Below are 26,405 nucleotides of genomic sequence, written 5' to 3'. Positions count from 1 at the left end.
AATAAACAATTTTATAACTTACTGATTTACAAAGACTCTTGAGTGTTAATAAATTTATGAATTAGAGGTACTAATTAGTTATTGATTGAATGAAGGAGCCAATAACTGATGTTTAATAAGCTTAAGCAAGTATTTACTAATACTAATTATGAACACAAATATTCTCATAATTTAAGAACTAAATTCAATTCTTATCTTGAAGGACCTAAAAGTCCGGTATGGATGAATCGTAATTATACTCAGTTTGCAGATGAAGCTTATTGCAAAAATGTAATTGCCTATCGTTCAATCAATTTAATTGCAAAGAACGCTAGCAACGTAGATTGGCAAGTAGGAAGAATAGCTCCTAATAATAAATTTGAGTTATTAGCAAACCATCCTTTAAATGCTCTTCTAAATAAACCTAACCCACTCTTTTCAGGTGCTGCATTTATTGAAGCGCTAATTCACTATTTATTACTTGCAGGCAATGCCTATATTCAGCTTACTAAGCTTAATAATAACCTTCAGGAGCTTTTCTTATTGCGGCCTGATCGGGTTGCTATAATCAAAAATGGTTCTCAAGTCCCTCTCGCTTACCAGTATAAAAGCGGGCGTGAGGAAGAATATTTTCATGTGGAAACCTTAACCGGTAAAAGTGATATACTTCATTTAAAGTATTTTCACCCATTAGATGATTTTTATGGCCTTTCGCCCATCGAAGCTGCAGCTTATAGCATTGATCAACACAACCAAGCTGCAAAATGGAATCAAGCGTTGCTACAAAATGGGGCGCGCCCCAGTGGGGCTCTGATCGTACAAGGAGATAATAATCTTGATAGCCATCTAAATGATGATCAATACGAACGATTAAAACAGCAAATTAGCGAAAATTTTAGTGGCAGCGCTAATGCCGGCAAACCTTTATTGCTTGAAGGTGGATTAAAATGGCAAGAAATGAGCTTATCAAACAAAGATATGGAATTTTTGGAAGCCAAAAATAGTGCTGCTCGTGAAATTGCACTAGCCTTTGGCGTTCCCCCACAACTCTTAGGTATACCTGGTGATAATACTTACAGTAATCTACAAGAAGCACGGCTTGCTTTATGGGAAGAAACTATTCTACCTTTACTAAATTATATATCTACCAGCTTTAATAATTGGTTTAAACATTTCTATAATGAAGATATTCATATTCGTTACAATGCCGAGTCAATTAGTGCCTTAACTAATAGACGTGAGATTCTCTGGCAGAAACTTAGTAAAGCTGATTATTTAACCTTAAATGAAAAAAGAGCAATTTTAGGATTTGAGCCTTTAAGAGACGGGGATAGCATAAAATAAAAAGATCATCCTTTATGGGGATGATCAAAGGGAGGTAATGATAGAATGGTTAGAGGACTACTTTACAGCGCCTTCTTCACCAACTTCAACTTCTACTTCTTTACCTTCAACGGTAACTTTATGTTTACCTGCTGGTGCTAAAACTTCTTCACCATCTTTTACGATGAAAAGTTTACCATCAACGATTTTCGCTTCAACAGCTACATCTTCAGCAATAGCAACGTTAGCTGCAGCAAGTGATGCGATAAAAGCACTAGCTAATAATATTTTTTTCATAGTTTTTAAACTCCCAAAGTTGAGTAACAAATATTATGTTGCACTTTATTATGCCACACAAGTCAGAAATTTACCGCAAGATTGACAAAAAACAATATGAAAAAGCGTGTCTTAGAAGGGGTCTATTCTTTTTTTTAAAATAACGTGACAAAAAAAACGCATATTTTTAATTAAGAGTTATTAATTTACTAATTTTTATATCAATAATAAGAAGAAAAACTAACATATTATGAAAGATTTAAACTTATCTTGGGAATTAAAATCAATTAAACCTAATGGATTTTTCTCTGGATACGCTAGTGTTTTTAATATAACCGATTTACATGGCGATATTATACAATCCGGCGCTTTTCTAGAATCCCTAAAACGCAAGCAACCATCTGAAATTAAGCTTCTATGGCAGCATAAAACCGATGAACCCATTGGCATTATTAATAGTTTATATGAGAACGAATTTGGTTTGTGTATTAATGCAAGGTTGTTACTTGAACTTAAACGTGCTCAAGAAGCTTATACCCTCATGCAGCATAATGTACTTGGCGGCATGAGTATTGGCTATCAAGTTAAAAAATATAGTTACAATCCTAAACTCAAACAGCGAATTATTACTGAGCTTGATTTGCTTGAGATTAGCCTGGTTACTTTTCCTGCCAATCCGCAGTGTAAGATCACCAATCTCAAACAAGCAAAAAGCACTGTATTAACTGACTCGATTAAACACGCAATTAACATCTTAAAACAACAATAACTTAAAAAGGTATTTATGGACTTATATTCCGTCTCCGAACAAATTAATCAACTCTCCAATGAATGGCACAATTTTAAACAACAAAATGATATTCGCCTTAAATCATTAGAAACTAAAGGTAGTGTAGATAGCATTACCACCGAACAAATCAATAAACTTAATAAAAACATTGATGATTTGCAGCTTCAAATAAAGGCTCAGGAGGTAGCAAGCCTAAGGCCCGGAGTGAATACAACTTCATATGCCAAAGAGAATACTGAACATAAAAAAGCTTTTTTAGATTATATCCGTAAAGGTAATGATTATAATTTAGCTCATATTGAGCAAAAAGCTTTAAGCATTTCTAATGATAGCGATGGTGGCTATTTTGTTACCCGCCAAGTTGAGCATAATATTCTTACTGAATTAAACACTCTTTCAACTATGAGGAAATTAGCAGATATTCAATATATCTCCTCTGATGGCCTTGAAATCATTGAAGATTTTGACAATACAGAATGTGGTTGGACTACTGAAACTGGCAGCATTAAAGAAACTAAGACCCCTAGATTACTTAAAAAAATCATTCCGGTTCATGAAATTTATGCTCAGCCCAAAGCTACTCAAAAATTAATAGATGATTCAGCAATTGATATTGAGAAATGGTTAGAGCAGAAACTAAGTACCAGCTTTTTAAATCTTGAAGAAGAAAGCTTTATTAAAGGTGATGGAATCGGCAAACCAAAAGGCATTTTAAGCTACGCAGATGGTAATGAGTGGGGTAAAATAGAACAAATAAAATCAGGAATCGTAGGCGGATTAAAGTTTCCAACACTTCATAAACTCATCTATTCTCTTAGTGATTACCATCGCCAAAAAGCCAGCATCATTATTAACCGCCAAACCAGCTCATTAATTAGATCGCTTAAAAATGAACATACCGGTGAATATTTATGGGCACCTGAAAGCAATTCAAATGGCCAAGCAACTATTCTTGGCATACCCGTGCATCATAGTGATCATATGCCAATTTCTCTTAATAATGAGATAGCTTTAGCCTTAGGTAATTTTAAGGAAGCTTATCAGATTGTTGATCGCCAAAATATCAAGCTGATGCGCGATCCATTTACTGAAAAACCATTTGTAAAATTCTATGCAACTAAACGGGTTGGCGGCGATATTAAGAATTTTAATGCTATAAAGCTACTTAAATTAAGCGCTTAAATAATTGGTAATAGTATGAATCCTTTTAGTGGTGAAATTGAATTTACTGTAAATACTCAAAGCTATTTAATTAGACCGAGTTTCGGAGCTATTGCCGAAATAGAAAATGAACTTGATCAAGGCATTATTAATCTCTTAGAACAAATAACCCATAAAGGTCTTACTTTAAATCAAATTCGAATTATTTTTAAATTTGGCTTGAAATATGCAAATTTAGCACATAGCGATGAAACTATAATTTCAATCATTTCTAAGCTGGGAATAATAGAAGCGAGCTTAATAGCAGCCAAATTTCTAAAAAAAGCACTTGGAGATTAAACTTATTTATACTGGTTAAGCTGGCCTTTCTTCCTCATGCAGGTATTGTAATATTTATCCATTAAACTATAGCGACCACCAGAAGATTTAATTCTAGCTCGTGCTAGTTTTTTACAAGGAATTTTATCATCAATCTCGGTAATAACAGTAATATGATCATGATCTTTAATGCAAATATATGCTTTAGGGTTTTTATGGCTGATATAGTCTTCTGCTCCTAAACTGCAATAATAATCATCTTTAGAATACTGAGAATTTAAATTACATGAAGATAATAACAATATACCCAGGATGAAGGCTAGCTTAAATGCCATTATGAAAGTAACCATTTTCTTTTAAACATAAATAATATCTATGATAATATGCTTTTTCACTCAGATATTTGGCTTGAGGTTTAAGTTGTTTTTGGCAAATAAACTTAATATTCTCTAAATCAATATCTACTGTTCCTACAAGCATACCCTTATTCAACCTGGAAGCTTCTGAGCTAACACAGCTTTGATACTCTAGAGTATTTTTAGAATACTGTTCTAAACAAATATCATGAGCTAGCTCCCTAGTAGCACACGCACTTAACAAACATATTAGTAATAAATAAAATAGCTTAAACATGCACATACCAGAAGATTTCAGCAATATCAAAAACTTAAAAGCTGAACTTGAGTCTGTCAATGAAGAATTCAATGAGGCTCTCGAATTAAACCAAAGGCTTATAGACAAAGTCAAAGAATGTGAGTCTCAGCAGCAACATTTAATGCAAACTCAATATGAAACTAACAATGAGTTTGAAAAATTTACTGAGAAAATAGTTAATACTAAGGAATTAATGGATGATCTTAAGGATTATTCTTCTAAAACCAGGCAACTAATCGGTACTGAATTTACTAAACTTTTGCAAGGTGATTTTAAAAATTTTAAGCATAAAATGGGCTCATTACTACAGGATATGCGTTATCAAACTATGAATAATTTACTTAAAAATATGGTTATTGGTGGGTATGATAAAAACTCTGAGGGTAAATTAGGTGGCATTTTAGGCTATTTATCTCAGGGGTTACGCAAAAGCTTTGATCCAATGGGTATGGGGCAAAATTTTGGTGGCATGCTAAAAAATTTTTTAACCCCTCGAGCCTTAGGAGGCAATGTGGCTAACAACAAACCATACTTAGTAGGCGAATATGGGCCTGAACTTTTTATACCTAATGCTGCCGGTAAAATTGATAACAGGATTCCCAAAAATAAACCTATTAACCTTACAGTAAATATCTCTACTCCGAATATTGATTCATTTAGAAAAAGTGAGCAGCAAATTATTGCAGAAATCACCCAGAATTTGCAGCATTTGAGGTAGAATGAAAAACTATCCCTGGCAAGATATCTTTACTATAGCATTCAATAACTTAAACCTCAAACCACAAGAATTATGGCAGTTAACGCCACAAGAATTATTTTTGATACTTAATAGCAAGCAAATATCATTCCAAGCCCCAACCAAACAAGAACTAAGTGAACTGATCAAAAAATTCTCTTAATAATTATTATATATATTTTACATTTATGGAAAACCAACCGATTTTACTTGAACAAAGCAATTTGCCCCTTGTCTCTTTAAAGCAAATTAAACAATATTTGAAAATTGAAGAAAAGCTTGATGAAATATTAGATGAGTTATTATTAAATTTATATAAAGCCTCTATAAATTATATCGAATTATATTTAAACTGCGATATTGAACTAAAAACTTATTGTTTAAGCTTCACGAATTACTACAGCCATACGATTAAAATTCCTAATCCTAACATCCATAAACTCTTAGAAATTAAAGCTAAAAATTATAATGAATTGGTTGCATTAAGCTCTAATGAATATCAGTTATATAAGCAAGATCATTTATCTTTATTGCGTCCTCAATTTTATGCTGAGTTACAAATTTTTTATCAATGTGGCTTTAATGAAACTACCCTCCCTCCAGCTTTAAAGCAGGCTATATTAGAATATATCTTAGTTAGTTTTAATCAAGAGACTGAAGTACCTAAAAAACTTAAGCAACTGCTTAGGCTATTTAAAAAAATAAGGATTTAACAATGAAAAAAGTTTCGACTAGAAATTTAAATACCCAAGCTTTAGTGCAGATGCTTGAGCAAATAGAGGATGAATATGGAGGGATTGAAACCTATATTAAACACACTGCTAAAATCTGGGTCAAGATGGAACCTGTGATAGAAATCAGAAGTTTGTTTAGCGATGGTTTAAATGGCATTGTAAGTTTTGATAAAGCTTTTTACAAGATTACTATGATTGATAACCCACAAATTAAATTAGGAGATATGATTGTTATTCAGGAATCTACCTTTAAAATTTTAAAAAAGATCAGGCTTTTTACCAATAATATGATTATCTTTATTACCCAGGAACAATAGATGCTCGCAACTTTTCAAAAGGAATTAATTTTACAGCTTAATCAAAATATTAGCTGCCAGGTGTATAATTATGTGCCACTTAATGCTAGCTTTCCGTATGGCCATTTAGGCAAAATCGTAACTACTGATTGGTCTACTAAAACGTGGCAGGGAGTTATAGTTACAATACATCTCAAATTATATGATAAACATAGCAGTAACATTCGTATTTTACAACTTAGTGACCAACTAAAAATGGCAATCAACACACTCAAACTTAATAAATTACACGTTATCCGAAAGGAAACTACTGCTATAGAAAGCAGCACTAATAAAGCCCAACAGGCTATTCAAATGACTCATATAGTAAAATTTTGGATAAAAGAAGAGGAATCATGTCAGCTTACTCAGGCAAATTAATGTTAATTAAAATAAAATCCCACAATAATTATGAAACTATTGGAGGATTGAAAACTACACGGCTGGTACTTAATAACGATTTAATTGACATCAGCAATAAAAACTCAGGTGACTGGCGTTTGTTAATGCAGAAATGTAGTATAAAATCTCTGGCGATTAGCGGTGGAGGAATCTTTACTGATTCTTTGAGCGAACAGAAAATAAAAAACCTAGCTTTAAATACTGAGATAGGTGAATTTCAGCTTACCTTTGGTAATGGAGAAATAATTTCAGGCCCTTTTCTTATCTCACATTATGAAAGGGTGGGCAATTTTAATGAAGAAGAAACTTATAATCTCACGTTAGAAAGTGCGGGTATATTAACCTGGAAACACCCTAATGCTTGCTCGCAAGCTGTGGCAGAAAGTCCACTCTAATTTGTAATTTGTCATGTAAATTAATAATTTTATTGTTTTTTAATTAAAAAGTAAAATTATTTAGTTATAACAAACCCTATTGGAAATTAGCTATTTAAACTAGATTTTAAAAAAACTGTAGTTTGTTAATCTTTTTTTAACTTATAAGTTTTATATTACAATTATGAATTTATTTTTTATTGGGTAAAATTTTATGTATGATAGCTCTAAGACTAAGTTGTTAAAGCAAGTTTTTGATCACAAATCTAGTATTGATATATTTGTGGATTTAGCCTCAGAACTACAAGCCCAAAATAATTTAGAAAAAATTTACTCAGCTCAATTGGAAAAAGTATACCTACAATTTAAAAAAGTTTTCAGAGACAAATATTTCAAGAAATTTTGTGATGAATATAGTTTACTTGATAATAAAAAAGGTATTGATTTTGAAGATCAAGATTTAGTTAATGCTTTAAAAGTTAATATCATTAGCGGTATTAAAGCTTTTGCTTATAAATTTAATAGCAATAGGTTACTTGAAATAAGCAAACAGAAATCTTTAAAATTTATTGCATACGAGATTTCAGAGCAAACTATTAATCAAATTAAAAATGATGTATTAGTAGTAAATCATATCAAAGATCATTCTAGCCAAGCTAAAGAACAGAGTGATGATAGTATGAAAGTTGATTTAGTAATTGATAAGGTTTCTTAGATTTTTACTAGATTTTTTGATATATTATATTAAACAATGTATTAGATAAGTTAATTTCTTAACATTTCATTTTTTTGTGTTATACTTTAATATTAACAGAATAAATTAATATTAGGTATAACATGTCTCATAGTCTGTTTAACCCTGGAGGCTCAGTAGTTCGCATTAAAGCTAACTCGGCAGAGGCTATAATAACGCCTTTGGCTAGCGATATTAACATGGCAAAGAATAAAAGTAGCGTTAAAGCTAATAATAAAAATGAGCATGTCCCTGCAAAGCGCGCTAGCAAATCAAATGAACCTGAAATTACTGAAGTTGCAATAGATTTATCTAAATTATTTGCTAAAAGGCTCGAAGAGGAAGAGGAGAAGCTAAAGGTTAGCGGGGCTAGCTTAGCGATCATCCAAAGTCATAGCCTATCAAACGGGATAATCACCGCAATAGAGCAAAGGAATGATAAAAATAAGTCTGTATGGATCCAGGGACAAAAAACTGCTATACCGGGTGTATTTGCCTTTCCTCCAGCTGGCGACCCTAAAGAGATCGGAGATAAAAATGGTTTTGTAAGATATGAAACTAACAATTTTATAGGTGTAATTAAAACTCCTCGTATTGATGCGAATGGTAAGGAAATACCTGGTGCGTTTGATGTACAGCATTGGAAAAATGGCAAGCTTGAAATAGCTGTATTAAGCGACAAAGGAACTTCAATACTAGATATGAAATGGCTTGAAAGTAAAGCCAGAATTATTGATAGAGAACAAGGCCAGGATCAACAACAAGATCAGGGTTTGCGCAGGAAGCCTTTACCTGAGATTCCTAAAAAGCAGGCTAAATCCAATACACAGCAACATCTCTCTCTTGAAGAGCAATTAAGAGCAGCAAGGGAAGATCTTAAGAAAACCGGGAACATCAATGAAAAAGGTGATTTTACTAAAAATCATCAAAATCTTTCTGCTGAAGAACAATTGAGAATAGCAAGGGAAAATCTTAAGAAAACTGGAAACATTAATGAAAAAGGTGATTTTATTAAAAATCGTCAAAACCTTTCTGCTGAAGAACAATTGAGAATAGCAAGGGAGAATCTTAAGAAAACCGGAAACATCAATGAAAAGGGTGATTTTGTTAATAATCTTCAAACCTCTACAACTTCGAATAACCAAAGAGGTAATAGGCAACCTGATGATATAGCATCTAAAACACAGCAAAGTAGAGCTGAAGAGGTTAAAACCGAAGCTCAATTAAAGGCAGAAGGGATTTCTTCCCGTTGGCAAGAGGCAATTGGTAATCATGCAGATGTAGATAAGGCAAGAACTAATCTTGCGGGCACCCCTAAAGGCAAAGAAGAAGGAGTCTTACAGAATGGTGGCAAGGATGCTCTTTCTCAAATAAAAACTGAAAATACTCCTAAAAACTCTTTAATGCACATAGACCAAACAAGAACTAAATCCCTTCAACAAGAAATACTCGCTCAATCAGAAAAATTGCGAGCTTCAGAACAAGAAGGTAAAAAAGGGTTAGAAGATATTAAGGACTCTTTCGAGCCAATGACTAAAGAAGCTGCTGGCAAAACGACAGTTATTCAGAGCGGCTCAGTTAATACTATGGCAAAAGCTTTTGATAAAGTAGGTGAGCTCAAAGAACTTAGTGAAAATTTGAGCAAAGTAAAAGCCGCTGGTAAAGGTGCACAATTGCAAACTGCAATTGGCGATTTCCGTCCTACTAACAATATTAGGCAGGCGCCAAACAAAGGAGGCGGTCATACCTTATAATAATACTGGGATTGCAGGTTAACTCTTAAAGCGGCAATATTATGGCTAAAGATGATAAAACGAATAAAAATTCAGGCGTGGAAGATGATATTATATCCGTAAATTCAACACGTTCTACGGAAATTGAAGATGATTCAATTTCATATGTAAGTGCGCGTTCATCAGATTCTATTAGCTCTAGGCCTGCTTCTATTTCTAAAGCTTCCTCTGCCAGTTATAAATCTGCTATGTCTTCTGTTAAAAGTAATGATGAGGAAAATCTTTTAGAAGATGAGCCTTTTCCTTTTATAGCAGAACAAGAAGAGGAGTATCAAGCTTCCCTGCCGGCATCTGATATAGAGGCACAAGATTTAGGCGAGATAGAAGCTGAGTATCCGTTACTTTTATTTGCTTTTGGTGATTGCTTTCTATCAAAATCATACGCCTTTAAAGTATCAAGCAAAGGTGCTATTAATGATGATGATTTATTAAACAGCTATATCAAAGATAATATTAACTCACAAAAAATTAAACCAACAATACCTACTAAAGAAACTATTTTTAAAGATTCCTCACATCCTGGAATAGAATGTAAAATCCGGTATTTTAAGTTTGAAGGGGATGATAATTATATTAACGAAGTTAGAAACCAAGATGGTAGCTTGAAAGAATTAGAAATAGGCCCCAACTTTAAAGGAATAATTTGTCTGCCTATTGTGGATAATCAAACTAAGCAGGTGCTGAGCTATGAAGTTTTAGAATATGAACCAGGTCCTATATTAAAACATTATTTAGGTCCAAGCAGTATGAATATCAAAGCGCATTCTCAATTACCAAAAAATATTCAAAAAGATATTAAAAATTGTAGCAATTTGGGAGCTTCCAAGGTTGTAAAGGCTTCTCCTTATCAAGGCTCTTAAAAATAATTTGATATCTTTCACCTCAGTGTTATAATACAATTAATATTATATTAATAAATTACCAAGGAACAGCTTATGACAACTTCTGAATCCTCCAAAAATAATACAGATTCATCGTCAACTGCCTCAGACGGCGGATCAGCAGCAGGCCAAGCCTCACTTAAGCATGGATTTAATATGATGAAACTTTTTGCGCGCTGGCTTGGTAATGGTCAAGAGGAAATGCCAGCTGATGAGAGCCCTACATATATTTATCAATATCCATTGACTCAAGATGCTGTTACAGTAGACCTTCAGCCCAATACTAGGAGTGATAGCGATGAAGAAGAGCCGGAAGAGCAAGATAAAGTTGCTGCTCCTGCAGCCACAACAGCTCAATCCACGCAGCAATCACCTGCTGCCGCCGCTACCGCTACTCCTGTTGCAACAGCTCAATCTCCACAACAATCACCTGCTGCCGCTGCTACCGCTACTCCTGTAGCTACAACAGCTCAATCTCCACAACAATTTACTGATGCTATAGGCTTGACTGTAACCCCGCAATCAGCCGTGCAACAAACGAGCAGTGATACTGCTATCGGTCCAAGAGAAGGCGCACTGAGCAGCTCAGTAATATACAAAGAGCTTCAAAGAAAGTATGGTAGCTCTATAATTTATGATAATAAAGCATCAGAAGACATAGCAAAGTCTTTGCGTGAACAAAATTGTATAGTGCAGGCTCAAATTGAAGAAGTGCCTGATAAAAATAATCCTCAAATAAAAAATACTGTAATTACTAGCACACCTGATCAAAATTCTCCTAATGATTATGTACAACAAGTAAGAGGGCAAGATGGTAAGCTTAAAGAGTTATTGGTTAATGGTGAGTTTACCGGCACTATTATTATGCCTATTTATAATTTTACACCAGGCAATGATAAAGGGGTGAAAGGTTATGAAGTGCTGGAATATAAAAAGGGAGAGCTTAAAAATTATTTAGGTCCCCAAGATCCTATACTTAAATCTATGTCTCAATTACCAGAATACATTAAAAATAATATAAAGATGCTCCAACAATTGGAACGGCAGAGCTTACAAAATGCCCAAGGTTTAGTAGTAAATGCTAATAATGGCTCAGGTATACCAAGATAAAAAGCTAAGGTTTAATTTGCATGTCAAAGAATGTAAACAATAAAAACGAATTTTGGGAACCAGTGTTAATTGCTGCCAAAAATTTTGCAGACAAAGCTTCTGACAATGATTATAGCTGGTTTAAAAAATTTGCTAATCTGCTTGCCTCACTTGGCATGCAAATAAAACCTGAGATTATTAAAAACCCAACTACTGATCACTCAAAAGTTTCTCCTACTGATAGTGAAGAAAAATAAGCTTTAGGTTACTTATTATAATTTAAAGCTTATTTCTTCCTAGTATTTTTTAGAAGGGAATAGAACCGGTTTCATAAAATACTTAAAGATATTTATGAGGAATGCTATCTAAAAAGTATCTCCTAGAATGACTTATGCAAGCGGCAAATTCAAGCAAGCCTAATAGATCATCATCAGGAAATTTTGAAGGTGCTTTTTTAAGCTTAACGTCACTTTTCTAGGTGTTAGCTTAAGCTTCTTATAATAAAATTTATGTAGAAAAGTATTTAATTAGACTAAATGCATCTTAATATTGTTTTCTCCTTACAGCTCCTCTAATGCTTGTATTATCTGCCAACTTGCAAGCTCTATAGCAATTGGCAATGCTCATATATTACCAATCCACCAAGTGAAGTGCGCTTAATCTCCCCATAAAATAATAAAGACAGACGATTCTTATCAAGATACTAAAACCATCTTCATTTTTTCTTTAACATTTATCATTATTTCTCATGCATCAATTTATGAATATTTTATTTCCGCTTGAGCTTGCTTATGGCTCCTCAGGTGGACCAGAGTTTCATACGGAAATTCTTACAAGCTATAATCACAATGAACAGCGCAATATTTTATTACCTACTGCCCGGATGAAATATCAGCTGTACACCACCCATTTTAATGGAGAACAGGCCCGGTTGCTAGTAAGCTTTTTTGAAACAGTACAAGGTAGAGCGCATGGTTTTAGGTTTCGTGATCCGCTCCGCCATCAACTAACTGGCCAGGTACAAGCCAAGGCAAACGGGATATCCTCAAAATTCCAGCTAAAGATGCTGCTAGGCAACCATTATTACAAAATAACCAAACCGGTTAAAGGCAGCCTTAAAATATATTTAAATTATCAAGAGATAGATAATTTTGAATGTGATTATCTAAGCGGTATAGTTACTTTAAAAGACCCACCTCTTAAAGATACCTTGATTACAGCAGATTTGATTTACGATATCCCGGTAAGATTTGATAATGATTATCTGCCTATTACTTATGAAAATTATGGCCTTTACCTTGCTCCTACCCTTTCTCTAATTGAAATATTGTAACCTATTATGAATCAAAAGTTTTTTACAAAAAATGTAACCACTATTGCTACTTGTATATGGATCAAACTAAAAAATCATAAAATTCTAGGCTTTACTAATCACTCCTACAATTTAACTATTAATGATATTGCTTATTATAGCATTCCAAATAGTAATATTTCTGCTATTGCCAAAACCCAAGGCCTTGAAGCCGATAATTTAAATATTTCTACCATTGTTGACCATCACTTTATTAAGCCTCAAGAAATCAATAGCGGACTATACGATCAAGCCGAAATAGAAATATTTACTGTTGACTATCTTAACCCTAATGAACATAAAATTTCTCTACAAAAAGGCTATATTGGTGAAATTAAGCTGATAGGTGATCAATTTTTTGCAGAGATTAACTCTCTTGAAGCAAGTACTGATCAAACTATTATAGGGGTATACTCTCCTACTTGTCGGGTAAAATTTTGTGGTAAATCGTGCGGTATCGAAGAATCTAAATATACTTTTAGTTCAGAAATCACCTCGGTTATTACTCAATCTAAATTAACAATCAAACCTTTGGATTTACCACGTAATTATTTTAATTATGGCCAAATTTATTTTGAAGATGGTGATTATTCACAGCAAAAATTTAATATTAAAAGTCATAATTATAAAATTATTACTCTTAATTACTCTCTCCCATTTAAGCCTCAATTAGGCCAAGAAATTAAACTTATTGCTGGCTGTGATAAAACCTTTAACAGCTGCTGTGATAAATTTTATAACGCTATTAATTTTCGAGGTGAACCTCACTTACCAGGACTTGATCAATTATTTAAACCTGGAGGAATTTAATGCACGATAAAAACACTATTATCTTACAGGCACGCACCTGGCTTGGCACCAAATTTCAACATCAAGGACGTATCAAGAAATCTGCAAACGACCCCGGCGGCGTAGATTGTATCGGGCTTATTATAGGAGTTGCCCATGAGCTTGGAATTAATATCGCTGACCATACAGGCTACCGCAGGCTTCCCAATCAGGATAAATTATTAGAAATCAGCAAAAACTGCTTAGTTGAAAAAGATATATCAACTTTAGAGGTAAGTGACATTGTGTTACTCAAAATTGATCAAGAACCTCAACATTTTGCTCTGATTGCTCAAGGGGTATATTCTAAAACAATGATTCATAGCTACGCACCTCTAAGGCGGGTAGTAGAACATGGTCTCGATCCTTATTGGAGCAGTAAAATAATCGCTACTTTTAAATTTCCAACTAATTACTATAAGTAAAAATCATGGCATCAATAGCATTAGGAACTGCGCTTAGTACCACCTTGGGTGCAAGCTTTGGTCCCCTTGGCATGGCTGCAGGATATGCAGTTGGCTCCTATATCGGCGGCTTAGCAGATAGTCGTATTTTTGGTCAAAATAAAATCAAACAAAAATTTTTTGGATCAAGCAAGCTTAACGATTTAATGGTACAAACCTCTGCTTATGGGCAAACAATTCCTATAATTTATGGGACTAACCGCTTTGCAGGAAACGTCATTTGGGCTACTCCAATTCAAGAACATCAAGATCAATTAAATCATAGTACTCGTGTGGGCAAAGGAGGTGGGAAAAAAATTAGTCAAACAGAACTACGATATACCTATACTGTTAACTTAGCTATATCATTAGGGTTGGGACCAATAGATGATATTACACGCATCTGGGCTGATACTATGTTGCTCGACTTAAAGCAAACTGACTATCGAATCTATAAAGGTGATAATTTGCAGCTTCCAGACCCGTTAATTGAGGCTGTATGTGGCATTGGACGTACACCGGCTTATAGAGGGATGGCTTATATAGTTTTAGAAAACTTTGATTTAACGCGATTTGGCAATCGTGTACCTAATTTTACTTTTGAAATTAAAAAGTTTAGTGACCTTAAAAACCATGGTGAAGCTCAGCTTGAAGAATTACTAACCGGCATGACTATCATTCCAGGTTGTGGAGAATTTGTATATGATACTGAAATTCAATATACTAGCTCTAAAATTTCAGTGAACAATAAGGATTTTGCTAAAGGTAAGGCTCAATCTATCAATTCTAATAATTTAGAAAGAATTGCCGATAGTGTCTTGTCAACTAACCAATTATTAAATAATTGCCCGAATTTACAATGGGTTTCGGTAGTAAGTTCATGGTTTGTAAATTGTTTAGATATTAACGGTTGCTTTATTGCCCCTCGTATTGAGCATAAAGATAATCTAAGTTTGCCAAATACATGGCAAGTTGGCAACTTCACGCGTAAAAATACTACTATAATCTCTAGAGATAAAGAGGGTTACCCTTTATTTGGCGGTACTCCTAGCGATCAAAGTATTTTAAATTATTTTGATTTTTTAAAATCAAACAATTTAAATATTATGTTTTATCCATTTTTAATGGTGGATAAAATTGGTAAACCATGGCGTGGTCATCTTAGTGGTAATGCTGAGGATGTAGCACATTTTTTTAATAAACCTGATGGATATAATCAATTTATTTTACATTATGCCCGCCTAGTTAAAGATAAGGTTGATGCTTTCATAATTGGTTCAGAGCTAATTGGTCTCACTAAACTTAGAACTACCGATAATAAGTTCCCTGCTGTTACAGAACTGATAAAACTGGCTGATCAAGTTAGAGCAATTATAGGTGATAAAGTTAAAATTACTTATGCTGCTGATTGGTCAGAATATCATCACACCGAACAAGGTTGGTATAATCTCGATGATTTATGGGCACATCATAATATTGATATGATCGGTATCGATGCCTATTTTCCACTGACCGAAAACCCACTAGATGCGCATGATCAAAATAAGATTTTTAAGGGTTGGAATAGCGGAGAAGGTAGTGATTTCTATTATAATGGAGACAACAAAGAAGCGCTTGAGCAGCGATTTGCCTGGAAGAATATGGAACATTTTTGGCGAAATGAACATATTAATCCTGATGGCTTAAAAACCAGCTGGAGCCCTAAAATGAAGCCTATCTGGATTACCGAATTTGGCTTCCCCTCAATTGATGCTGCCTCTAATAAACCTAATGTATTTTATGATCCTGATTCAATCGATGGGAATATTCCAACCGGCTCAAACGGCAATATTGATTTTCAGGCTCAACGTGCTGGGCTTACCGCCAGCCTAAAGTTTTTTAAAACTCAAAGTATGATTGAGCAGTGTTTTGCTTGGTGCTGGGATGCCCGGCCCTATCCATATTTTCCTGATTTGAAAGCTAAATGGCGTGATGCACATTTATGGGCTAAGGGGCACTGGTTAAATGGTAAAATTGGCAAAGCAAGCTTGGCTGGTGTTATTATTGATTTATGTAAAAGAGTTAAAATTTCTCCGGAACAAATTGATGTGTCTAAGCTTACCCAAACTGTCGAAGGGTTGGTAATTAGTGAGTTATCAACCGTAAGGCAAATTCTTGATGGGTTATGTATTTGTTTTAATCTTGAATCATATAATCTAAATGGCAAAATCTGCTTTTTACCTAAAACCTCTTATATTAATAACAGAATAAAAGTAGGAGAAATGATTGCTAAAGAGCAATATCCATTGGTAATTCTTAGAAAAGAAAGTAGTAACCTACCTAATATAGTTAATGTCCATTTTGTAGATAAAGAACTTGATTATCAATTTAATATAGCACGCGCCAGTAATAATAATGGCAGTCATCATCAACATACTATTCATTTACCGATTGTAACTAGTCAAAATCATGCTCAAAATATTGCAGAACAAATCCTTGCTAGTTTTTATATCTCCCAAACTAAATTTAATTTCAGCTTACCCAGAAACTACTTAGACCTAGCTTTAGGAGATTTAATTATTATCGAGGATGGCAATCAAGAATATATAGCACGTATTAATAAACTATGTTTTGGAACCAATGGTGAAATAGAGGTAACCGCATTACAAGATGACCCTGATTTGCTGAATCATAGTAATGATTATCTATCATCACGCAATCTTGAGCTGGAAGCTGCCACCTTAAATCCTATTGGTGAAATTAGTATGGTTATTAATGAAAATTATCAACCTAATTTATTGATAGCAGTTAGAAGCCAAACTGAGAATTTCAAACCAGTACAAGTTTATAACCATAATTTTGAATTATTAACTGAAAATCATTATGAGGCAACCATGGGCTTTATAGCCTCTTCCCTTCCGGAGTGGAGCCCATATGTAATTGATAATACTACTTACCTTAAAGTCATTTTAAATAGTGGCGAACTTGCACAAACTGATAATTGGCAAACCGCTTTCATTAATGGTGAGCTAATTGCCTTTAAAGAGGTAGAATTAGTTGCAGAGCATGAATATATAATTAGCAAGCTAAAACGTAACTTAAATTTAGCTACTAAGCTTGCTCATGAGGTAGGTAATAACTTTGTGTTGTTAGATAGCAAAGTGAATCTACTACAGCTTAAAAATTTAGAGTTAAGCGACAATGATTTAAAGCTCGCCCATACAGGACAAAATTTAGCTATTGCTACTAATTACACGGTTGATTTTAATATTAATAACCCTCTACAAGTGATTAATATTACAGCCATAGAGCAACAAAATAAGTTAAGATTAACATGGCAAGCTATTAAGCACTATTCTAATGAGATTCAGGATTACAAATCTGCTGATTTAGAAGAGTTAAAATTTTTAATTACTATTACTAATATGGATGACTATCAAATTTTTCAGCAACTGATTAATACTAATAATTTAGAATTACCATTAGTCACCCCCATCAGCTCAATTTCTAAAATTATTATCAGCGCATTTCATGAAAACTTAGGCTATAGCAAGCCTACAACCCTCAACATTACATAAAAGGATTTTATGCAACAATATACTACGCCCAATTTAGGCTTAAGGGTATTACATCCCAATCAAGCCAATAAGGAATATGACCTTAATTATAATTTAATACTGATAGATTTTGCTTTTAATCCTCAAATCTCCGGTTTTTTTCCAGATATTCCGGATAATTTAAATTTAGGTGAAGCAATAATCATTAATAATCCAGATCACCTGAATTATAACCAAGTTATAATATTCATTGAAAACTATCACACTTTAAAATCTTACCAAGGAATGAAGGTTTTTATAGGGAACCAACAATTCACCTACCAACATAATGCATGGTTAGAGGAGAAAACTTTATGGTAACTATACTTGCGGCATTTACTGGGTTTTTTAGTTCATTGCTACCACATCTGATCGGGCATTTTAAAGATTTATCAGATAAGAAACAAGAACTGGAAATTTTTGATCGCCAGATTAAATTACAAAAACTTGGTTTAAGCCAAAGAATTGAAGAAATAAAACTTATAGATCAAACGCTAGAGCTTAAAGAAATTTATAAAACTTATTATACTAAAATAAAATGGATTGATGCTCTTAACGGGCTGGTGCGTCCGGTGCTTGCCTATGCTTTTTTTGGGCTTTATTGCTTTATCAAATATTGGCAGACATTAAAGCTTGGTATTAATTCAGTAGATCCAGAAATTATTGAAATTCTTTGGAATGTTGAGGACCAAGCGATTTTTACCGGGATAATCAGTTTCTACTTTGGCCAAAGGGCCATGAGCAAGCTCAATAAGAAATAAGTTTATGTACTCAATCACTGAACATCAAATTAATTTTATTAAGCAATTTGAAGGATTCTCAAGCAATCCTTATAAATGTCCTGCTGGTTTAGATACCATAGGCTATGGACATGTAATTAAACCGCATGAAGGATTTTCTGAAATCAATGAAAATCAGGCTTGTGAACTGCTGGAGCAAGATTTGCTTTTTGCTCGCCAAGCAATTATACGTCATATTCACTCTCCCTTAAATAACCATCAATTTACAGCTATATTATCATTTACCTTTAATTTAGGTACGGCTGCTTTACAGCGATCAACTTTACGACAAAAAATTAATAATTATGAGCATCATTTAGTTAAAGGTGAACTTAATAAATGGATCTGGTGTAAAGGCAGGATTCTACAAGGCCTGATTAAACGTAGGTTTGTCGAGGGTCTTGAATATAATTTTAATGCTTAACTTAGATAAATCTTTAAAAAGCTTTTTATATGATCTAAACTTGACTTTACCAGTTTTTAAGTATAAAAGATTTAGCTTGATAAACAAGTATTTTTCTAAAAAAGGTGATTTTCATGGCCAGACGTTGTGATTTAACTGGTAAAGATGTGTTAACTGGTAACTTAGTTTCACATTCTAATCGTAAAACTAGAACCAGGTTTTTGCCAAACATCAAAGCTTTCCGCTTAATTAGTGATGTTTTAAAGCAAGAATTTAGATTTGATCTTTGTGTTAGCACTATAAGAACTATCGATGCTAAAGGTGGATTTGATAATTTTTTACTGCATACTGCAAACAGCAAATTAACCGCTGCTGCACAGAAAATTAAAAAAGCTATTTTAAAAGCACAAGCTACCGAAGCTACAGCTTAAGCTAAATTAGGAGAGGTGGCCGAGTGGTTTAAGGCGCCCGCCTGGAAAGCGTGTTCATGCGAAAGTGTGTCAAGGGTTCGAATCCCTTTCTCTCCGCCACCTAAAATTTAAGGTTAAGAATGACTAAGGGATTGATTTTAAACCCTAAATTTATTCCAAATATAGTTTATGGTTTTACAACCAAATATTTACTACCCTCTTCAGATACCTATCGTTACGTTCCTAAATTAAATGATCCTGAACATAACGATCATTTTAAAAATCGTTTGTTTTTAGCCAATATTCTTAATTCTGACTTAGAGCATATAAACTTTTTACAACAAGTTCATTCTAATATAGCAGTTGAATTAACCAGGCCACAGCAGCTTATTCAGGCCGATGCACATGTAACAGGCAAAGAAGAGTTTTATCTGGCAATCCAAACTGCCGATTGTATGCCGATTCTATTATACTCCTCCAAATTAAAAAAAATTGCTGCCATTCATGCCGGCTGGAAAGGAGCTAAAACTAATATCATTACTAACACTTTACAATATTTTACTGAAGATAAAGAAGGCACCATTGCCATTATTGGGCCACACATTTATCAACAAAGCTACGAAGTTGGCGAGGAGTTTATGAAAAACTTTTTAGAGGACGATAAAACTTATGTTAAATATTTTGCTAAGCTTTCCGCGCAATATCATTTTGATCTAACTTCTTTTGTAAAAGATAGCTTGCTAAAAAATAACATCACTAACATTATAGATTTAAGTGAAGATACTTTTAGTAATCTACATTGGTTTAGCCATAGAAGATTTACTAAAGGAATTGATTCATACTATGGTAGTATCATCTCATTTATAAAACTATGTTCATAAAAAATTTTAAGCCTAGCTTATTTTGTAATTATAATAAAATTATTCTACCGATCTGCGGTTTATTATCTTTAACCTTATTTATATTTGGCCTTTATTATGCACTAATTACCTCTCCAGCTGATTATCAGCAAGGTGATCTAGTAAGAATAATGTATATTCATGTACCTGCGGCATGGGTAGCTTTAAATCTCTATTTTGTTATTGGCGTATTGGGTATTAATTATTTAATTTGGCAAAACAATTTAAATATTTTAATAGCAGAGAGCTTAGTGCCCATAGGAACCATTTTTTCTTTTATTACTTTGTTAACAGGAAGTATATGGGGAAAACCTACCTGGGGGACATTTTGGGTATGGGATGCCCGCCTTACCTCTATGTTAATTTTATTTATTCTATATTTATGTTTAATGATAGTGCTCAGTAATAACCATAAATCTATAAAACATCATAAAATTTTTGCGGTAATTAGCATAATAGGCGCGATTAATGTACCTATTATTAAATTTTCTGTAGAAGTGTGGAATAGCTTGCATCAACCCGCAAGTATTTTAAGAAAAGGGGGTGTGGCTATTGATTCTTCAATGCTACCTCCATTATTATTAATCTTTGCAGCTTGCATAAGTTTAGTTGTGTTGTTAACTTTTGCTTCAATGGAATATAAAATTTTATCCAAAAAACTTAAACGAACTCACTTATATAACATAGCAAAGGAGCATTAAATGGCTTATGTAGTTACCGATAACTGCATTAAATGTAAATATACAGATTGTGTTGAAGTTTGCCCTGTTGATTGCTTTTATGAAGGAGAAAATATGTTGGTTATCAATCCTGATGAATGTATTGATTGTGGGGTATGTGAACCGGAATGTCCAGTCGAAGCGATCAGCCCTGAATCTGAAGATTTACTTGATTGGCTTGAACTCAATAAGGAATATTCTGAAAAATGGCCAAATATAAATCGTAAAAAAGATCAGCTGCCTGAAGCCGTATTATTTAAAGATAAACCAAATAAACTCGAAGAATATTTTAGTCCAAAGCCAGGAAAATAACTTAGATGAAACTTAACTTGAAAAATATAGTTATTTTCTCTCATGATTTTTTTATAACAATTTTATCTTTTTCCTTAGCAGTTTTTATAAGGCTTGGCGACGATATTTTATTTGCCGGAGAAGAGATAATAGCTTCAATAATGCTAGGAAGTATCTTAAGCATAATTTTTCAATATATATTTACTATCCATAGAGTAATTTTACGTTACTTCTCACTGCCTGATGCAATTAAAGTATTAAAATATACAAATTATTATTGTTTGATTTTATGGATAGGGCTCTTTATCTTTTTAAGGCTTGAAAATATCCCCCGCTCAGTACTGCTAATTCACTATATATTGCTGAACACTTTGCTGATTAGCCCTAGGGTAGCCTGGCGTATTATACGAGAATATCAGGTACAACTTGGTATTATCGGAGATTATCGTAAAAAAATTCAAGTATTAGTGATGGGTGTCACTCCTCAAAGTGAAAATTTTATTCGTAGTACTAATCGTAATAAAAAAAGTGAATATATAGTAATTGGCATTATTGATGATAAAGATTCAAGGAAAGGTAGATTTATCCATAATGTACCTATTATTGGAAAAATCGAAGAGCTTCCAGTATTATTACCAAAACTTAAATTAAATGGTGAACTCCCTCAAAAAATAGTCATTAGCCAAAATTTTCCTATTAATGAATTAAATTATTATTTAGAATACGCAGGTAAGCTCGGTCTGACTATTGCTAAGATTCCTAGTGTCAACGAAATTGACAATACCAATGATGGAGAGCAAAAAGTAAATCCTATTGTTCTCGAAGATTTATTAGGACGACCGCAGGTAATAGCAGCAACCCAAGAAATTCAAGAGACTTTATCAAATAAAGTAATTATGATTACAGGCGGGGGCGGTACAATTGGCGGTGAAATTTTAAGGCAAATTATTAGCTATAACCCGGCAAAAATTATTATTATTGATTCATCTGAATATAATCTTTATGCAACTAACGAAGAGTTTAAAAGCTATGGTAACCTAATTGTATATAAAATAGGCGATGTCCGATCATTAGGCTTAATAGATGCTCATATATCAAAGTACAAACCAAACATTATATTTCATGCAGCTGCTCTTAAACATGTACCGATAGCTGAACTTAATACTATAGAAGCATTAACTACTAACTTTTTAGGCACTAAAAACATTTGCGATCTGAGTTTAAAACATAACTTAGAAGCTATAATTTTAATCTCAACTGATAAAGCGGTCAATCCAAGCAACGTGATGGGCGCTACTAAAAGAATGGCTGAATATTACATGAATTATTGTAATAACTTAGGAACTGCAACAAAATTTATTACTGTTAGGTTTGGCAATGTGCTTGGATCATCTGGATCTGTTATTCCTCTGTTTGCTAAACAAATTCAAGAAGGTGGTCCTATTACTATTACTCATCCTGAGATAACCCGTTTCTTTATGACTATTAAAGAAGCGGTTACTTTAGTATTAAATGCTGTAAGCCTTGGTATTGCTGAAAAAGAATATAGCAACGGTATTTTTATATTAAATATGGGAAATGCAGTTAAAATTTATGATTTAGCTAGCCGTATGATTAGATTAACCGGTTTAAAACCCGAAAAAGATATCAAAATAACTTATACAGGGCTTAGACCAGGAGAGAAGCTATTCGAAGAGCTAGTATATTCTCACGAAGAGCAAATTGATACAAAGCATCAGGATTTAATGTTTAGCAAATTTAATTGCCATAATATTATTAATGAAGAGTTTTTAAAACAACTAGTGCAAGTTATTAGCGAATGTAACGAACTACAAGTTCCTATAATATTAAAAAAATACCTGACTGAGTTTAAAGCTTAGATTGCAATTCTAGTTCTAGTGCAACAGAGGCAAGACGTGCAATTATTTTATATATTTTATTAGAAGTTTCATTGAAATTATTTTTAGCAAAATACATTCCTTTAGAATTTAAATTGCTATAAGCATCACGAGCAATATTCACTCGGGTAAATTCGCCGACCACCTGATGATCTATTAAGTATCTCATCGGCTCGCAAGGATTTTGATCGAGTTGGTCAATAGTTGGTATGCCTTCTTGTAAAATAAGATCGGTATTAGAAACGCCTTCTTTAATAGTTTGCATTTTTTTGCGCATATCTTTATTAATCATTTCCATATCTTGTTTTTGCTTTACGGTCATTATACCCATTCCATAGGTACCACGGTCAGCCTTCACAAATAAATATGGTTCATGGTCAATTCCCAATTCAATATACTGAGTTCTAAGTTTAGCGAGCAAGCTTCCTATCTTATTTGCTATACATTGAAAGTTTTGTTGGTTTTTGAAATCTATTTCACTACAAGTTTCATGCAAAGTAGTTAGATATGCAGGATTAAGGCTAAACTGGTTACAAAACTGGGTGGCTACTTTGTTATAACAATCAAAATAATCAGATTTCTTACGATTATACCAACCCAAAAGATAATGCGGAATAATAGGATTGGATATTTTAGTAAAAATATCTCTAATCCCCTTGCTTAAATCATTATTTAATATGATTAAATCAAAAGGATGATTTTTATTATCTACCAAATAATTATCTACTATTTTTAAAGGAACATAGGATAATAAATTACCATTATTACTTTTAAATTCTTGAGGGGCTTGAATATCAAAATTGGATAAAGTAACTTCAAATTCTGCTAAAATTTGGCATAAAGCATATATATTATCGAAATAAAATAAATTACGGCTATGATCTTCAGTAATAAGTAAGATTCGTGTGGTTTGAGGATAATACTCCTTAATAAATTTAGTTGCTGCAGACTTTGCAACTGTCATTTCGCGCTCATCTAAATTATTAAATCCAGCAGGAAACACATTTACATCAATAGGTGCAATTTTACTTCCAGAATTGCGGATATCAACTGATGCATAAAATATTTTACCACTCTTATTGATAAGTTGGCTACTAAACCAACTATCAATTTCTTGTTCGTATTTTAATATGTTATTGATTTGCTGGTGTGTCATCTAAATTTATAAAATTTATCCATGATATTAAACTAAAAGCTGCTGTTTCAGCTCTTAATATAAACTTACCTAAACTTACGCTTTGTACATTAGGCAGTCTTGTTAAAATTTCTTTTTCTTGGCCACTAAAGCCTCCTTCAGGACCAATCAACATATTATAACACCTAAAGCTAGCTTTGGGGAAAATATTTTGTACATTTTCTTCATTCTCATTAGCCCATAAAATTTGCTCTTCTTGATAAATCTCTATAAAATCTTCAAAAGAAAGTTGAGGTTTAAATATAGGCACTGTAAATCTTTCAGATTGCTCAGTAGCTTCAATAGCCACTTTATTATATTTACTTACATTAAATTCTCTTACTATACTATGCTGCATAATAATGGGTTGGAATTCGGTTATCCCAAGCTCGGTACCTTTTTCGATTAAATCATGCATTCTATGCGGCTTAATAGGACTAAAGCATAGCCTAATGCTAGGAGTAGAGCGCATTACTTTAGCAATTTTATTGCTTACACGAATTATAATTTTTTTATTTTCTTTAGCAACGACTACCGCTTCAAATTCACCATCATCAGCATTAAATATTTTAAGACTAGTACCCACTTTAGCTTTTAATACGCTCGCAAGATAATGAAACAATTCATCTACTAATATCATTTCTTGGGTTGGCAAAATTGGATTTGGGTAATATATTCTAGGTACGAATTTGGTCATTTAAACTATATTGTCCCATGAGGTTTCAGATGGTTTACTTGTTACTGTAATCTCACTATTTTTGTCAAATGAATATAATAGGAAAATAAATGAGTAATAAAAATCCTTTCAAAGAACAGGACACGCAACAGCAACAAGTTAATCAAAAAGACTCTAAAGAAGAGATTGGCGGTCCGTCTGGTCCGGAGCCAACTCGTTATGGAGATTGGGAACGCAAAGGCAGAGTTTCAGATTTTTAAATTTTAAAAGGTTATTATGGGTATTTCATGTGGAATTGTTGGGTTACCCAACGTTGGTAAATCAACTTTATTTAATGCTTTAACAGCAACTCAAGCAGCAGAGGCTGCCAATTTTCCATTTTGTACTATTGAGCCCAATGTTGGCATTGTGGCTGTACCGGATGAGAGATTAGAAAAATTAACACATATAGCAGGTTCTAAAAAAATTATTCCTACCCAGCTAGAATTTGTGGATATTGCGGGATTAGTGAAAGGTGCTAGCAAAGGTGAAGGGTTAGGCAATCAATTTTTAGGTAATATTCGTGAGGTTGATGCTATTATTCATGTATTAAGATGCTTTGAAGACGAAGATATCACTCATGTAAGCGGTAATGTAGACCCTATAAGAGATGCAGAAGTAATTGAACTTGAGTTAATCCTCGCTGATCTTGATAGTTTACAAAAAAGAATCCCTAACTTTGAAAAAAAAATTAGAGGTCAAGATAAAGAAGCTGCCATGCAGCTAGAACTTGCTAAAAAAATTATACCAATCTTAGAAGAGGGTAAGCCTGTTCGATCTATCTCCTTTGATCCAGAGGAGCTAAAGCAAGTAAAATTAATGCAGCTTTTAACTGCTAAACCGATATTATTTGTAGCTAACGTGCTAGAGGAAGAAGCAGCGAGTGGTAATGATTACACTGCAAGAGTATTAGCGCTTGCGCAAGCGCATAATACTGAAATGGTAATCATTTCTAGTAAAATCGAAGCGGAAATTTCTACTTTAGAAAGCCTTGAGGAAAAACAAGAATTCTTAGAGAGCTTAGGTCTTAAAGAAACCGGCCTTAATAAGATTATACGAGCAGCTTATAAAATGTTAGGGTTAATCAGCTTTTTCACGGTGGGTCCTAAAGAAGCTCATGCTTGGACAGTAAAGAATGGTGCTACTGCTCCCCAAGCAGCAGGTGAAATTCATACTGATTTTGAAAAAGGTTTTATTCGCGCAGAAACCATAAGTTACGCTGATTTTATTCAATATAATGGTGAAGCGGGTTGTAAAGAAGTAGGAAAAATGAAACTTGAAGGTAAAGAATACTTAGTAAAAGACGGAGATATCTTCCACTTTAGGTTTAATGTATAATCAA

General features: G+C 33.4%; 34 protein-coding genes and 1 tRNA gene. 30 read left to right on the top strand and 5 right to left on the bottom strand.

The features are described 5' to 3' along the window. Positions 1–108: 108 nt before the first annotated feature. Entirely contained in the window at positions 109–1,323 is a 1,215-nt protein-coding gene (locus EF513_RS03170) for a phage portal protein (RefSeq protein WP_125215970.1), read from the top strand. Positions 1,324–1,380: 57 nt separating this feature from the next. Here EF513_RS03170 and EF513_RS03165 read toward each other — a convergent pair whose 3' ends face one another. Next, a complete protein-coding gene (locus EF513_RS03165) occupies positions 1,381–1,599 on the bottom strand; it encodes a hypothetical protein (protein WP_125215969.1) in 219 nt (72 codons plus the stop codon). A gap of 229 nt (positions 1,600–1,828) precedes the next feature. Here EF513_RS03165 and EF513_RS03160 point away from each other — a divergent pair, with 229 nt between their 5' ends. The 3 genes from EF513_RS03160 to EF513_RS03150 are packed head-to-tail and all read left to right on the top strand — an operon-like array spanning position 1,829 to position 3,868. After that, positions 1,829–2,347 carry an HK97 family phage prohead protease gene (locus EF513_RS03160; protein ID WP_125215968.1) on the top strand — a complete coding sequence of 173 codons (519 nt, stop codon included), beginning with the start codon at positions 1,829–1,831 and terminating at the stop codon, positions 2,345–2,347. 15 nt (positions 2,348–2,362) lie between these two features. Further along, positions 2,363–3,550: a phage major capsid protein gene (locus tag EF513_RS03155; protein ID WP_125215967.1), complete on the top strand. Its 1,188-nt coding sequence runs from the start codon at positions 2,363–2,365 to the stop codon at positions 3,548–3,550. A gap of 15 nt (positions 3,551–3,565) precedes the next feature. Then, on the top strand, positions 3,566–3,868 hold the full coding sequence (locus EF513_RS03150; RefSeq protein WP_125215966.1) for a GTA-gp10 family protein: 303 nt from the start codon (positions 3,566–3,568) through the stop codon (positions 3,866–3,868). A gap of 2 nt (positions 3,869–3,870) precedes the next feature. Here the strand turns inward: EF513_RS03150 and EF513_RS03145 are convergent, their stop codons facing one another. Both EF513_RS03145 and EF513_RS03140 read right to left on the bottom strand, forming a co-directional pair. Beyond that, the gene (locus EF513_RS03145; RefSeq protein ID WP_125215965.1) at positions 3,871–4,182 is read right to left on the bottom strand and encodes a hypothetical protein; all 312 of its coding nucleotides are present in this window, start codon (positions 4,180–4,182) and stop codon (positions 3,871–3,873) included. After that, complete coding sequence (locus tag EF513_RS03140; protein WP_125215964.1) at positions 4,172–4,480, bottom strand: hypothetical protein; 309 nt, start codon at positions 4,478–4,480, stop codon at positions 4,172–4,174. Before EF513_RS03140 ends, EF513_RS03145 begins: the two co-directional genes overlap by 11 nt. Between EF513_RS03140 and EF513_RS03135 the strand changes: the two genes are divergently transcribed. From EF513_RS03135 to EF513_RS03020, 24 genes are all read left to right on the top strand, one after another. Continuing rightward, positions 4,479–5,219 (top strand): phage tail tape measure family protein, encoded by a 741-nt coding sequence (locus EF513_RS03135; RefSeq protein ID WP_125215963.1) that lies wholly within the window; start codon positions 4,479–4,481, stop codon positions 5,217–5,219. The two genes, EF513_RS03140 and EF513_RS03135, sit on opposite strands and share 2 nt — an antisense overlap. Before the next feature lies 1 nt (position 5,220). Further along, positions 5,221–5,400, top strand: coding sequence for a phage tail assembly chaperone (locus EF513_RS03130; protein ID WP_125215962.1), 180 nt, complete (start codon positions 5,221–5,223; stop codon positions 5,398–5,400). A 25-nt stretch (positions 5,401–5,425) separates the two neighbouring features. Continuing rightward, positions 5,426–5,950, top strand: a complete 525-nt coding sequence (locus tag EF513_RS03125) for a hypothetical protein (protein WP_125215961.1) — start codon at positions 5,426–5,428, stop codon at positions 5,948–5,950. 2 nt (positions 5,951–5,952) lie between these two features. Beyond that, positions 5,953–6,288, top strand: coding sequence for a phage head completion protein (locus tag EF513_RS03120; protein WP_125215960.1), 336 nt, complete (start codon positions 5,953–5,955; stop codon positions 6,286–6,288). Beyond that, positions 6,289–6,687, top strand: coding sequence for a hypothetical protein (locus EF513_RS03115; protein WP_125215959.1), 399 nt, complete (start codon positions 6,289–6,291; stop codon positions 6,685–6,687). Next, a complete protein-coding gene (locus EF513_RS03110) occupies positions 6,663–7,103 on the top strand; it encodes a phage tail tube protein (RefSeq protein ID WP_125215958.1) in 441 nt (146 codons plus the stop codon). The genes EF513_RS03115 and EF513_RS03110 overlap by 25 nt, the downstream gene beginning before the upstream one ends. Before the next feature lie 193 nt (positions 7,104–7,296). Then, on the top strand, positions 7,297–7,797 hold the full coding sequence (locus tag EF513_RS03105) for a hypothetical protein (protein ID WP_125215957.1): 501 nt from the start codon (positions 7,297–7,299) through the stop codon (positions 7,795–7,797). Between the two features lie 122 nt (positions 7,798–7,919). Next, positions 7,920–9,569, top strand: a complete 1,650-nt coding sequence (locus tag EF513_RS03100; RefSeq protein ID WP_125215956.1) for a hypothetical protein — start codon at positions 7,920–7,922, stop codon at positions 9,567–9,569. 41 nt (positions 9,570–9,610) lie between these two features. Beyond that, a complete protein-coding gene (locus EF513_RS03095; RefSeq protein ID WP_125215955.1) occupies positions 9,611–10,468 on the top strand; it encodes a hypothetical protein in 858 nt (285 codons plus the stop codon). 75 nt (positions 10,469–10,543) lie between these two features. After that, the gene (locus EF513_RS03090) at positions 10,544–11,599 is read left to right on the top strand and encodes a hypothetical protein (protein WP_125215954.1); all 1,056 of its coding nucleotides are present in this window, start codon (positions 10,544–10,546) and stop codon (positions 11,597–11,599) included. Positions 11,600–11,619: 20 nt separating this feature from the next. Next, complete coding sequence (locus tag EF513_RS03085) at positions 11,620–11,835, top strand: hypothetical protein (protein ID WP_125215953.1); 216 nt, start codon at positions 11,620–11,622, stop codon at positions 11,833–11,835. A gap of 503 nt (positions 11,836–12,338) precedes the next feature. After that, on the top strand, positions 12,339–12,911 hold the full coding sequence (locus tag EF513_RS03080) for a DUF2460 domain-containing protein (RefSeq protein ID WP_164503809.1): 573 nt from the start codon (positions 12,339–12,341) through the stop codon (positions 12,909–12,911). 6 nt (positions 12,912–12,917) lie between these two features. Continuing rightward, entirely contained in the window at positions 12,918–13,739 is an 822-nt protein-coding gene (locus EF513_RS03075) for a DUF2163 domain-containing protein (RefSeq protein ID WP_125215951.1), read from the top strand. After that, positions 13,739–14,182, top strand: coding sequence for an NlpC/P60 family protein (locus EF513_RS03070; RefSeq protein WP_125215950.1), 444 nt, complete (start codon positions 13,739–13,741; stop codon positions 14,180–14,182). The genes EF513_RS03075 and EF513_RS03070 overlap by 1 nt, the downstream gene beginning before the upstream one ends. Positions 14,183–14,187: 5 nt before the next feature. Further along, entirely contained in the window at positions 14,188–17,757 is a 3,570-nt protein-coding gene (locus EF513_RS03065) for a glycoside hydrolase/phage tail family protein (RefSeq protein ID WP_125215949.1), read from the top strand. A 9-nt stretch (positions 17,758–17,766) separates the two neighbouring features. Further along, positions 17,767–18,096, top strand: coding sequence for a hypothetical protein (locus EF513_RS03060; protein WP_125215948.1), 330 nt, complete (start codon positions 17,767–17,769; stop codon positions 18,094–18,096). Next, entirely contained in the window at positions 18,090–18,536 is a 447-nt protein-coding gene (locus tag EF513_RS08010; RefSeq protein WP_206425231.1) for a hypothetical protein, read from the top strand. The genes EF513_RS03060 and EF513_RS08010 overlap by 7 nt, the downstream gene beginning before the upstream one ends. Before the next feature lie 4 nt (positions 18,537–18,540). Beyond that, entirely contained in the window at positions 18,541–18,978 is a 438-nt protein-coding gene (locus tag EF513_RS03050) for a lysozyme (protein ID WP_125215947.1), read from the top strand. Positions 18,979–19,091: 113 nt separating this feature from the next. Then, entirely contained in the window at positions 19,092–19,388 is a 297-nt protein-coding gene (gene rpmB / locus EF513_RS03045; protein WP_125215946.1) for a 50S ribosomal protein L28, read from the top strand. Between the two features lie 9 nt (positions 19,389–19,397). Then, a tRNA-Ser gene (locus EF513_RS03040) sits at positions 19,398–19,487 on the top strand. A 20-nt stretch (positions 19,488–19,507) separates the two neighbouring features. Next, positions 19,508–20,248 carry a peptidoglycan editing factor PgeF gene (gene pgeF / locus EF513_RS03035; RefSeq protein WP_125215945.1) on the top strand — a complete coding sequence of 247 codons (741 nt, stop codon included), beginning with the start codon at positions 19,508–19,510 and terminating at the stop codon, positions 20,246–20,248. Then, complete coding sequence (gene ccmC / locus EF513_RS03030; protein ID WP_125215944.1) at positions 20,239–20,967, top strand: heme ABC transporter permease CcmC; 729 nt, start codon at positions 20,239–20,241, stop codon at positions 20,965–20,967. The genes pgeF and ccmC overlap by 10 nt, the downstream gene beginning before the upstream one ends. Beyond that, positions 20,968–21,297 carry a ferredoxin FdxA gene (gene fdxA / locus EF513_RS03025; RefSeq protein WP_125215943.1) on the top strand — a complete coding sequence of 110 codons (330 nt, stop codon included), beginning with the start codon at positions 20,968–20,970 and terminating at the stop codon, positions 21,295–21,297. A gap of 5 nt (positions 21,298–21,302) precedes the next feature. Further along, on the top strand, positions 21,303–23,156 hold the full coding sequence (locus EF513_RS03020) for a polysaccharide biosynthesis protein (protein ID WP_125215942.1): 1,854 nt from the start codon (positions 21,303–21,305) through the stop codon (positions 23,154–23,156). Here EF513_RS03020 and gshA read toward each other — a convergent pair. After that, entirely contained in the window at positions 23,146–24,330 is a 1,185-nt protein-coding gene (gene gshA / locus EF513_RS03015) for a glutamate--cysteine ligase (protein WP_125215941.1), read from the bottom strand. The two genes, EF513_RS03020 and gshA, sit on opposite strands and share 11 nt — an antisense overlap. After that, positions 24,308–25,045 carry an RsmE family RNA methyltransferase gene (locus tag EF513_RS03010; RefSeq protein WP_125215940.1) on the bottom strand — a complete coding sequence of 246 codons (738 nt, stop codon included), beginning with the start codon at positions 25,043–25,045 and terminating at the stop codon, positions 24,308–24,310. Before EF513_RS03010 ends, gshA begins: the two co-directional genes overlap by 23 nt. 89 nt (positions 25,046–25,134) lie before the next feature. On the opposite strand from EF513_RS03010, the gene EF513_RS03005 reads away from it, so the two are divergent. Both EF513_RS03005 and ychF read left to right on the top strand, forming a co-directional pair. Continuing rightward, on the top strand, positions 25,135–25,284 hold the full coding sequence (locus EF513_RS03005) for a DUF1674 domain-containing protein (protein ID WP_125215939.1): 150 nt from the start codon (positions 25,135–25,137) through the stop codon (positions 25,282–25,284). 16 nt (positions 25,285–25,300) lie between these two features. Beyond that, complete coding sequence (gene ychF, locus EF513_RS03000) at positions 25,301–26,401, top strand: redox-regulated ATPase YchF (RefSeq protein WP_125215938.1); 1,101 nt, start codon at positions 25,301–25,303, stop codon at positions 26,399–26,401. Positions 26,402–26,405: the final 4 nt, after the last annotated feature.

This window comes from Rickettsiales endosymbiont of Stachyamoeba lipophora, from assembly GCF_003932735.1.
GTDB lineage: Bacteria > Pseudomonadota > Alphaproteobacteria > Rickettsiales > 33-17 > RICK01.
This window is presented reverse-complemented; position numbering and strand designations above follow the sequence as displayed.

What these genes read in the sequence shown, in the direction of transcription:
- EF513_RS03170 (WP_125215970.1), top strand. Translation starts at nt 109, where the DNA reads ATGTTTAATAAGCTTAAGCAAGTATTTACTAATACTAATTATGAACAC.
- EF513_RS03165 (WP_125215969.1), bottom strand. Translation starts at nt 1,599, where the DNA reads ATGAAAAAAATATTATTAGCTAGTGCTTTTATCGCATCACTTGCTGCA.
- EF513_RS03160 (WP_125215968.1), top strand. Translation starts at nt 1,829, where the DNA reads ATGAAAGATTTAAACTTATCTTGGGAATTAAAATCAATTAAACCTAAT.
- EF513_RS03155 (WP_125215967.1), top strand. Translation starts at nt 2,363, where the DNA reads ATGGACTTATATTCCGTCTCCGAACAAATTAATCAACTCTCCAATGAA.
- EF513_RS03150 (WP_125215966.1), top strand. Translation starts at nt 3,566, where the DNA reads ATGAATCCTTTTAGTGGTGAAATTGAATTTACTGTAAATACTCAAAGC.
- EF513_RS03145 (WP_125215965.1), bottom strand. Translation starts at nt 4,182, where the DNA reads ATGGCATTTAAGCTAGCCTTCATCCTGGGTATATTGTTATTATCTTCA.
- EF513_RS03135 (WP_125215963.1), top strand. Translation starts at nt 4,479, where the DNA reads ATGCACATACCAGAAGATTTCAGCAATATCAAAAACTTAAAAGCTGAA.
- EF513_RS03140 (WP_125215964.1), bottom strand. Translation starts at nt 4,480, where the DNA reads ATGTTTAAGCTATTTTATTTATTACTAATATGTTTGTTAAGTGCGTGT.
- EF513_RS03130 (WP_125215962.1), top strand. Translation starts at nt 5,221, where the DNA reads ATGAAAAACTATCCCTGGCAAGATATCTTTACTATAGCATTCAATAAC.
- EF513_RS03125 (WP_125215961.1), top strand. Translation starts at nt 5,426, where the DNA reads ATGGAAAACCAACCGATTTTACTTGAACAAAGCAATTTGCCCCTTGTC.
- EF513_RS03120 (WP_125215960.1), top strand. Translation starts at nt 5,953, where the DNA reads ATGAAAAAAGTTTCGACTAGAAATTTAAATACCCAAGCTTTAGTGCAG.
- EF513_RS03115 (WP_125215959.1), top strand. Translation starts at nt 6,289, where the DNA reads ATGCTCGCAACTTTTCAAAAGGAATTAATTTTACAGCTTAATCAAAAT.
- EF513_RS03110 (WP_125215958.1), top strand. Translation starts at nt 6,663, where the DNA reads ATGTCAGCTTACTCAGGCAAATTAATGTTAATTAAAATAAAATCCCAC.
- EF513_RS03105 (WP_125215957.1), top strand. Translation starts at nt 7,297, where the DNA reads ATGTATGATAGCTCTAAGACTAAGTTGTTAAAGCAAGTTTTTGATCAC.
- EF513_RS03100 (WP_125215956.1), top strand. Translation starts at nt 7,920, where the DNA reads ATGTCTCATAGTCTGTTTAACCCTGGAGGCTCAGTAGTTCGCATTAAA.
- EF513_RS03095 (WP_125215955.1), top strand. Translation starts at nt 9,611, where the DNA reads ATGGCTAAAGATGATAAAACGAATAAAAATTCAGGCGTGGAAGATGAT.
- EF513_RS03090 (WP_125215954.1), top strand. Translation starts at nt 10,544, where the DNA reads ATGACAACTTCTGAATCCTCCAAAAATAATACAGATTCATCGTCAACT.
- EF513_RS03085 (WP_125215953.1), top strand. Translation starts at nt 11,620, where the DNA reads ATGTCAAAGAATGTAAACAATAAAAACGAATTTTGGGAACCAGTGTTA.
- EF513_RS03080 (WP_164503809.1), top strand. Translation starts at nt 12,339, where the DNA reads ATGAATATTTTATTTCCGCTTGAGCTTGCTTATGGCTCCTCAGGTGGA.
- EF513_RS03075 (WP_125215951.1), top strand. Translation starts at nt 12,918, where the DNA reads ATGAATCAAAAGTTTTTTACAAAAAATGTAACCACTATTGCTACTTGT.
- EF513_RS03070 (WP_125215950.1), top strand. Translation starts at nt 13,739, where the DNA reads ATGCACGATAAAAACACTATTATCTTACAGGCACGCACCTGGCTTGGC.
- EF513_RS03065 (WP_125215949.1), top strand. Translation starts at nt 14,188, where the DNA reads ATGGCATCAATAGCATTAGGAACTGCGCTTAGTACCACCTTGGGTGCA.
- EF513_RS03060 (WP_125215948.1), top strand. Translation starts at nt 17,767, where the DNA reads ATGCAACAATATACTACGCCCAATTTAGGCTTAAGGGTATTACATCCC.
- EF513_RS08010 (WP_206425231.1), top strand. Translation starts at nt 18,090, where the DNA reads ATGGTAACTATACTTGCGGCATTTACTGGGTTTTTTAGTTCATTGCTA.
- EF513_RS03050 (WP_125215947.1), top strand. Translation starts at nt 18,541, where the DNA reads ATGTACTCAATCACTGAACATCAAATTAATTTTATTAAGCAATTTGAA.
- rpmB (WP_125215946.1), top strand. Translation starts at nt 19,092, where the DNA reads ATGGCCAGACGTTGTGATTTAACTGGTAAAGATGTGTTAACTGGTAAC.
- pgeF (WP_125215945.1), top strand. Translation starts at nt 19,508, where the DNA reads ATGACTAAGGGATTGATTTTAAACCCTAAATTTATTCCAAATATAGTT.
- ccmC (WP_125215944.1), top strand. Translation starts at nt 20,239, where the DNA reads ATGTTCATAAAAAATTTTAAGCCTAGCTTATTTTGTAATTATAATAAA.
- fdxA (WP_125215943.1), top strand. Translation starts at nt 20,968, where the DNA reads ATGGCTTATGTAGTTACCGATAACTGCATTAAATGTAAATATACAGAT.
- EF513_RS03020 (WP_125215942.1), top strand. Translation starts at nt 21,303, where the DNA reads ATGAAACTTAACTTGAAAAATATAGTTATTTTCTCTCATGATTTTTTT.
- gshA (WP_125215941.1), bottom strand. Translation starts at nt 24,330, where the DNA reads ATGACACACCAGCAAATCAATAACATATTAAAATACGAACAAGAAATT.
- EF513_RS03010 (WP_125215940.1), bottom strand. Translation starts at nt 25,045, where the DNA reads ATGACCAAATTCGTACCTAGAATATATTACCCAAATCCAATTTTGCCA.
- EF513_RS03005 (WP_125215939.1), top strand. Translation starts at nt 25,135, where the DNA reads ATGAGTAATAAAAATCCTTTCAAAGAACAGGACACGCAACAGCAACAA.
- ychF (WP_125215938.1), top strand. Translation starts at nt 25,301, where the DNA reads ATGGGTATTTCATGTGGAATTGTTGGGTTACCCAACGTTGGTAAATCA.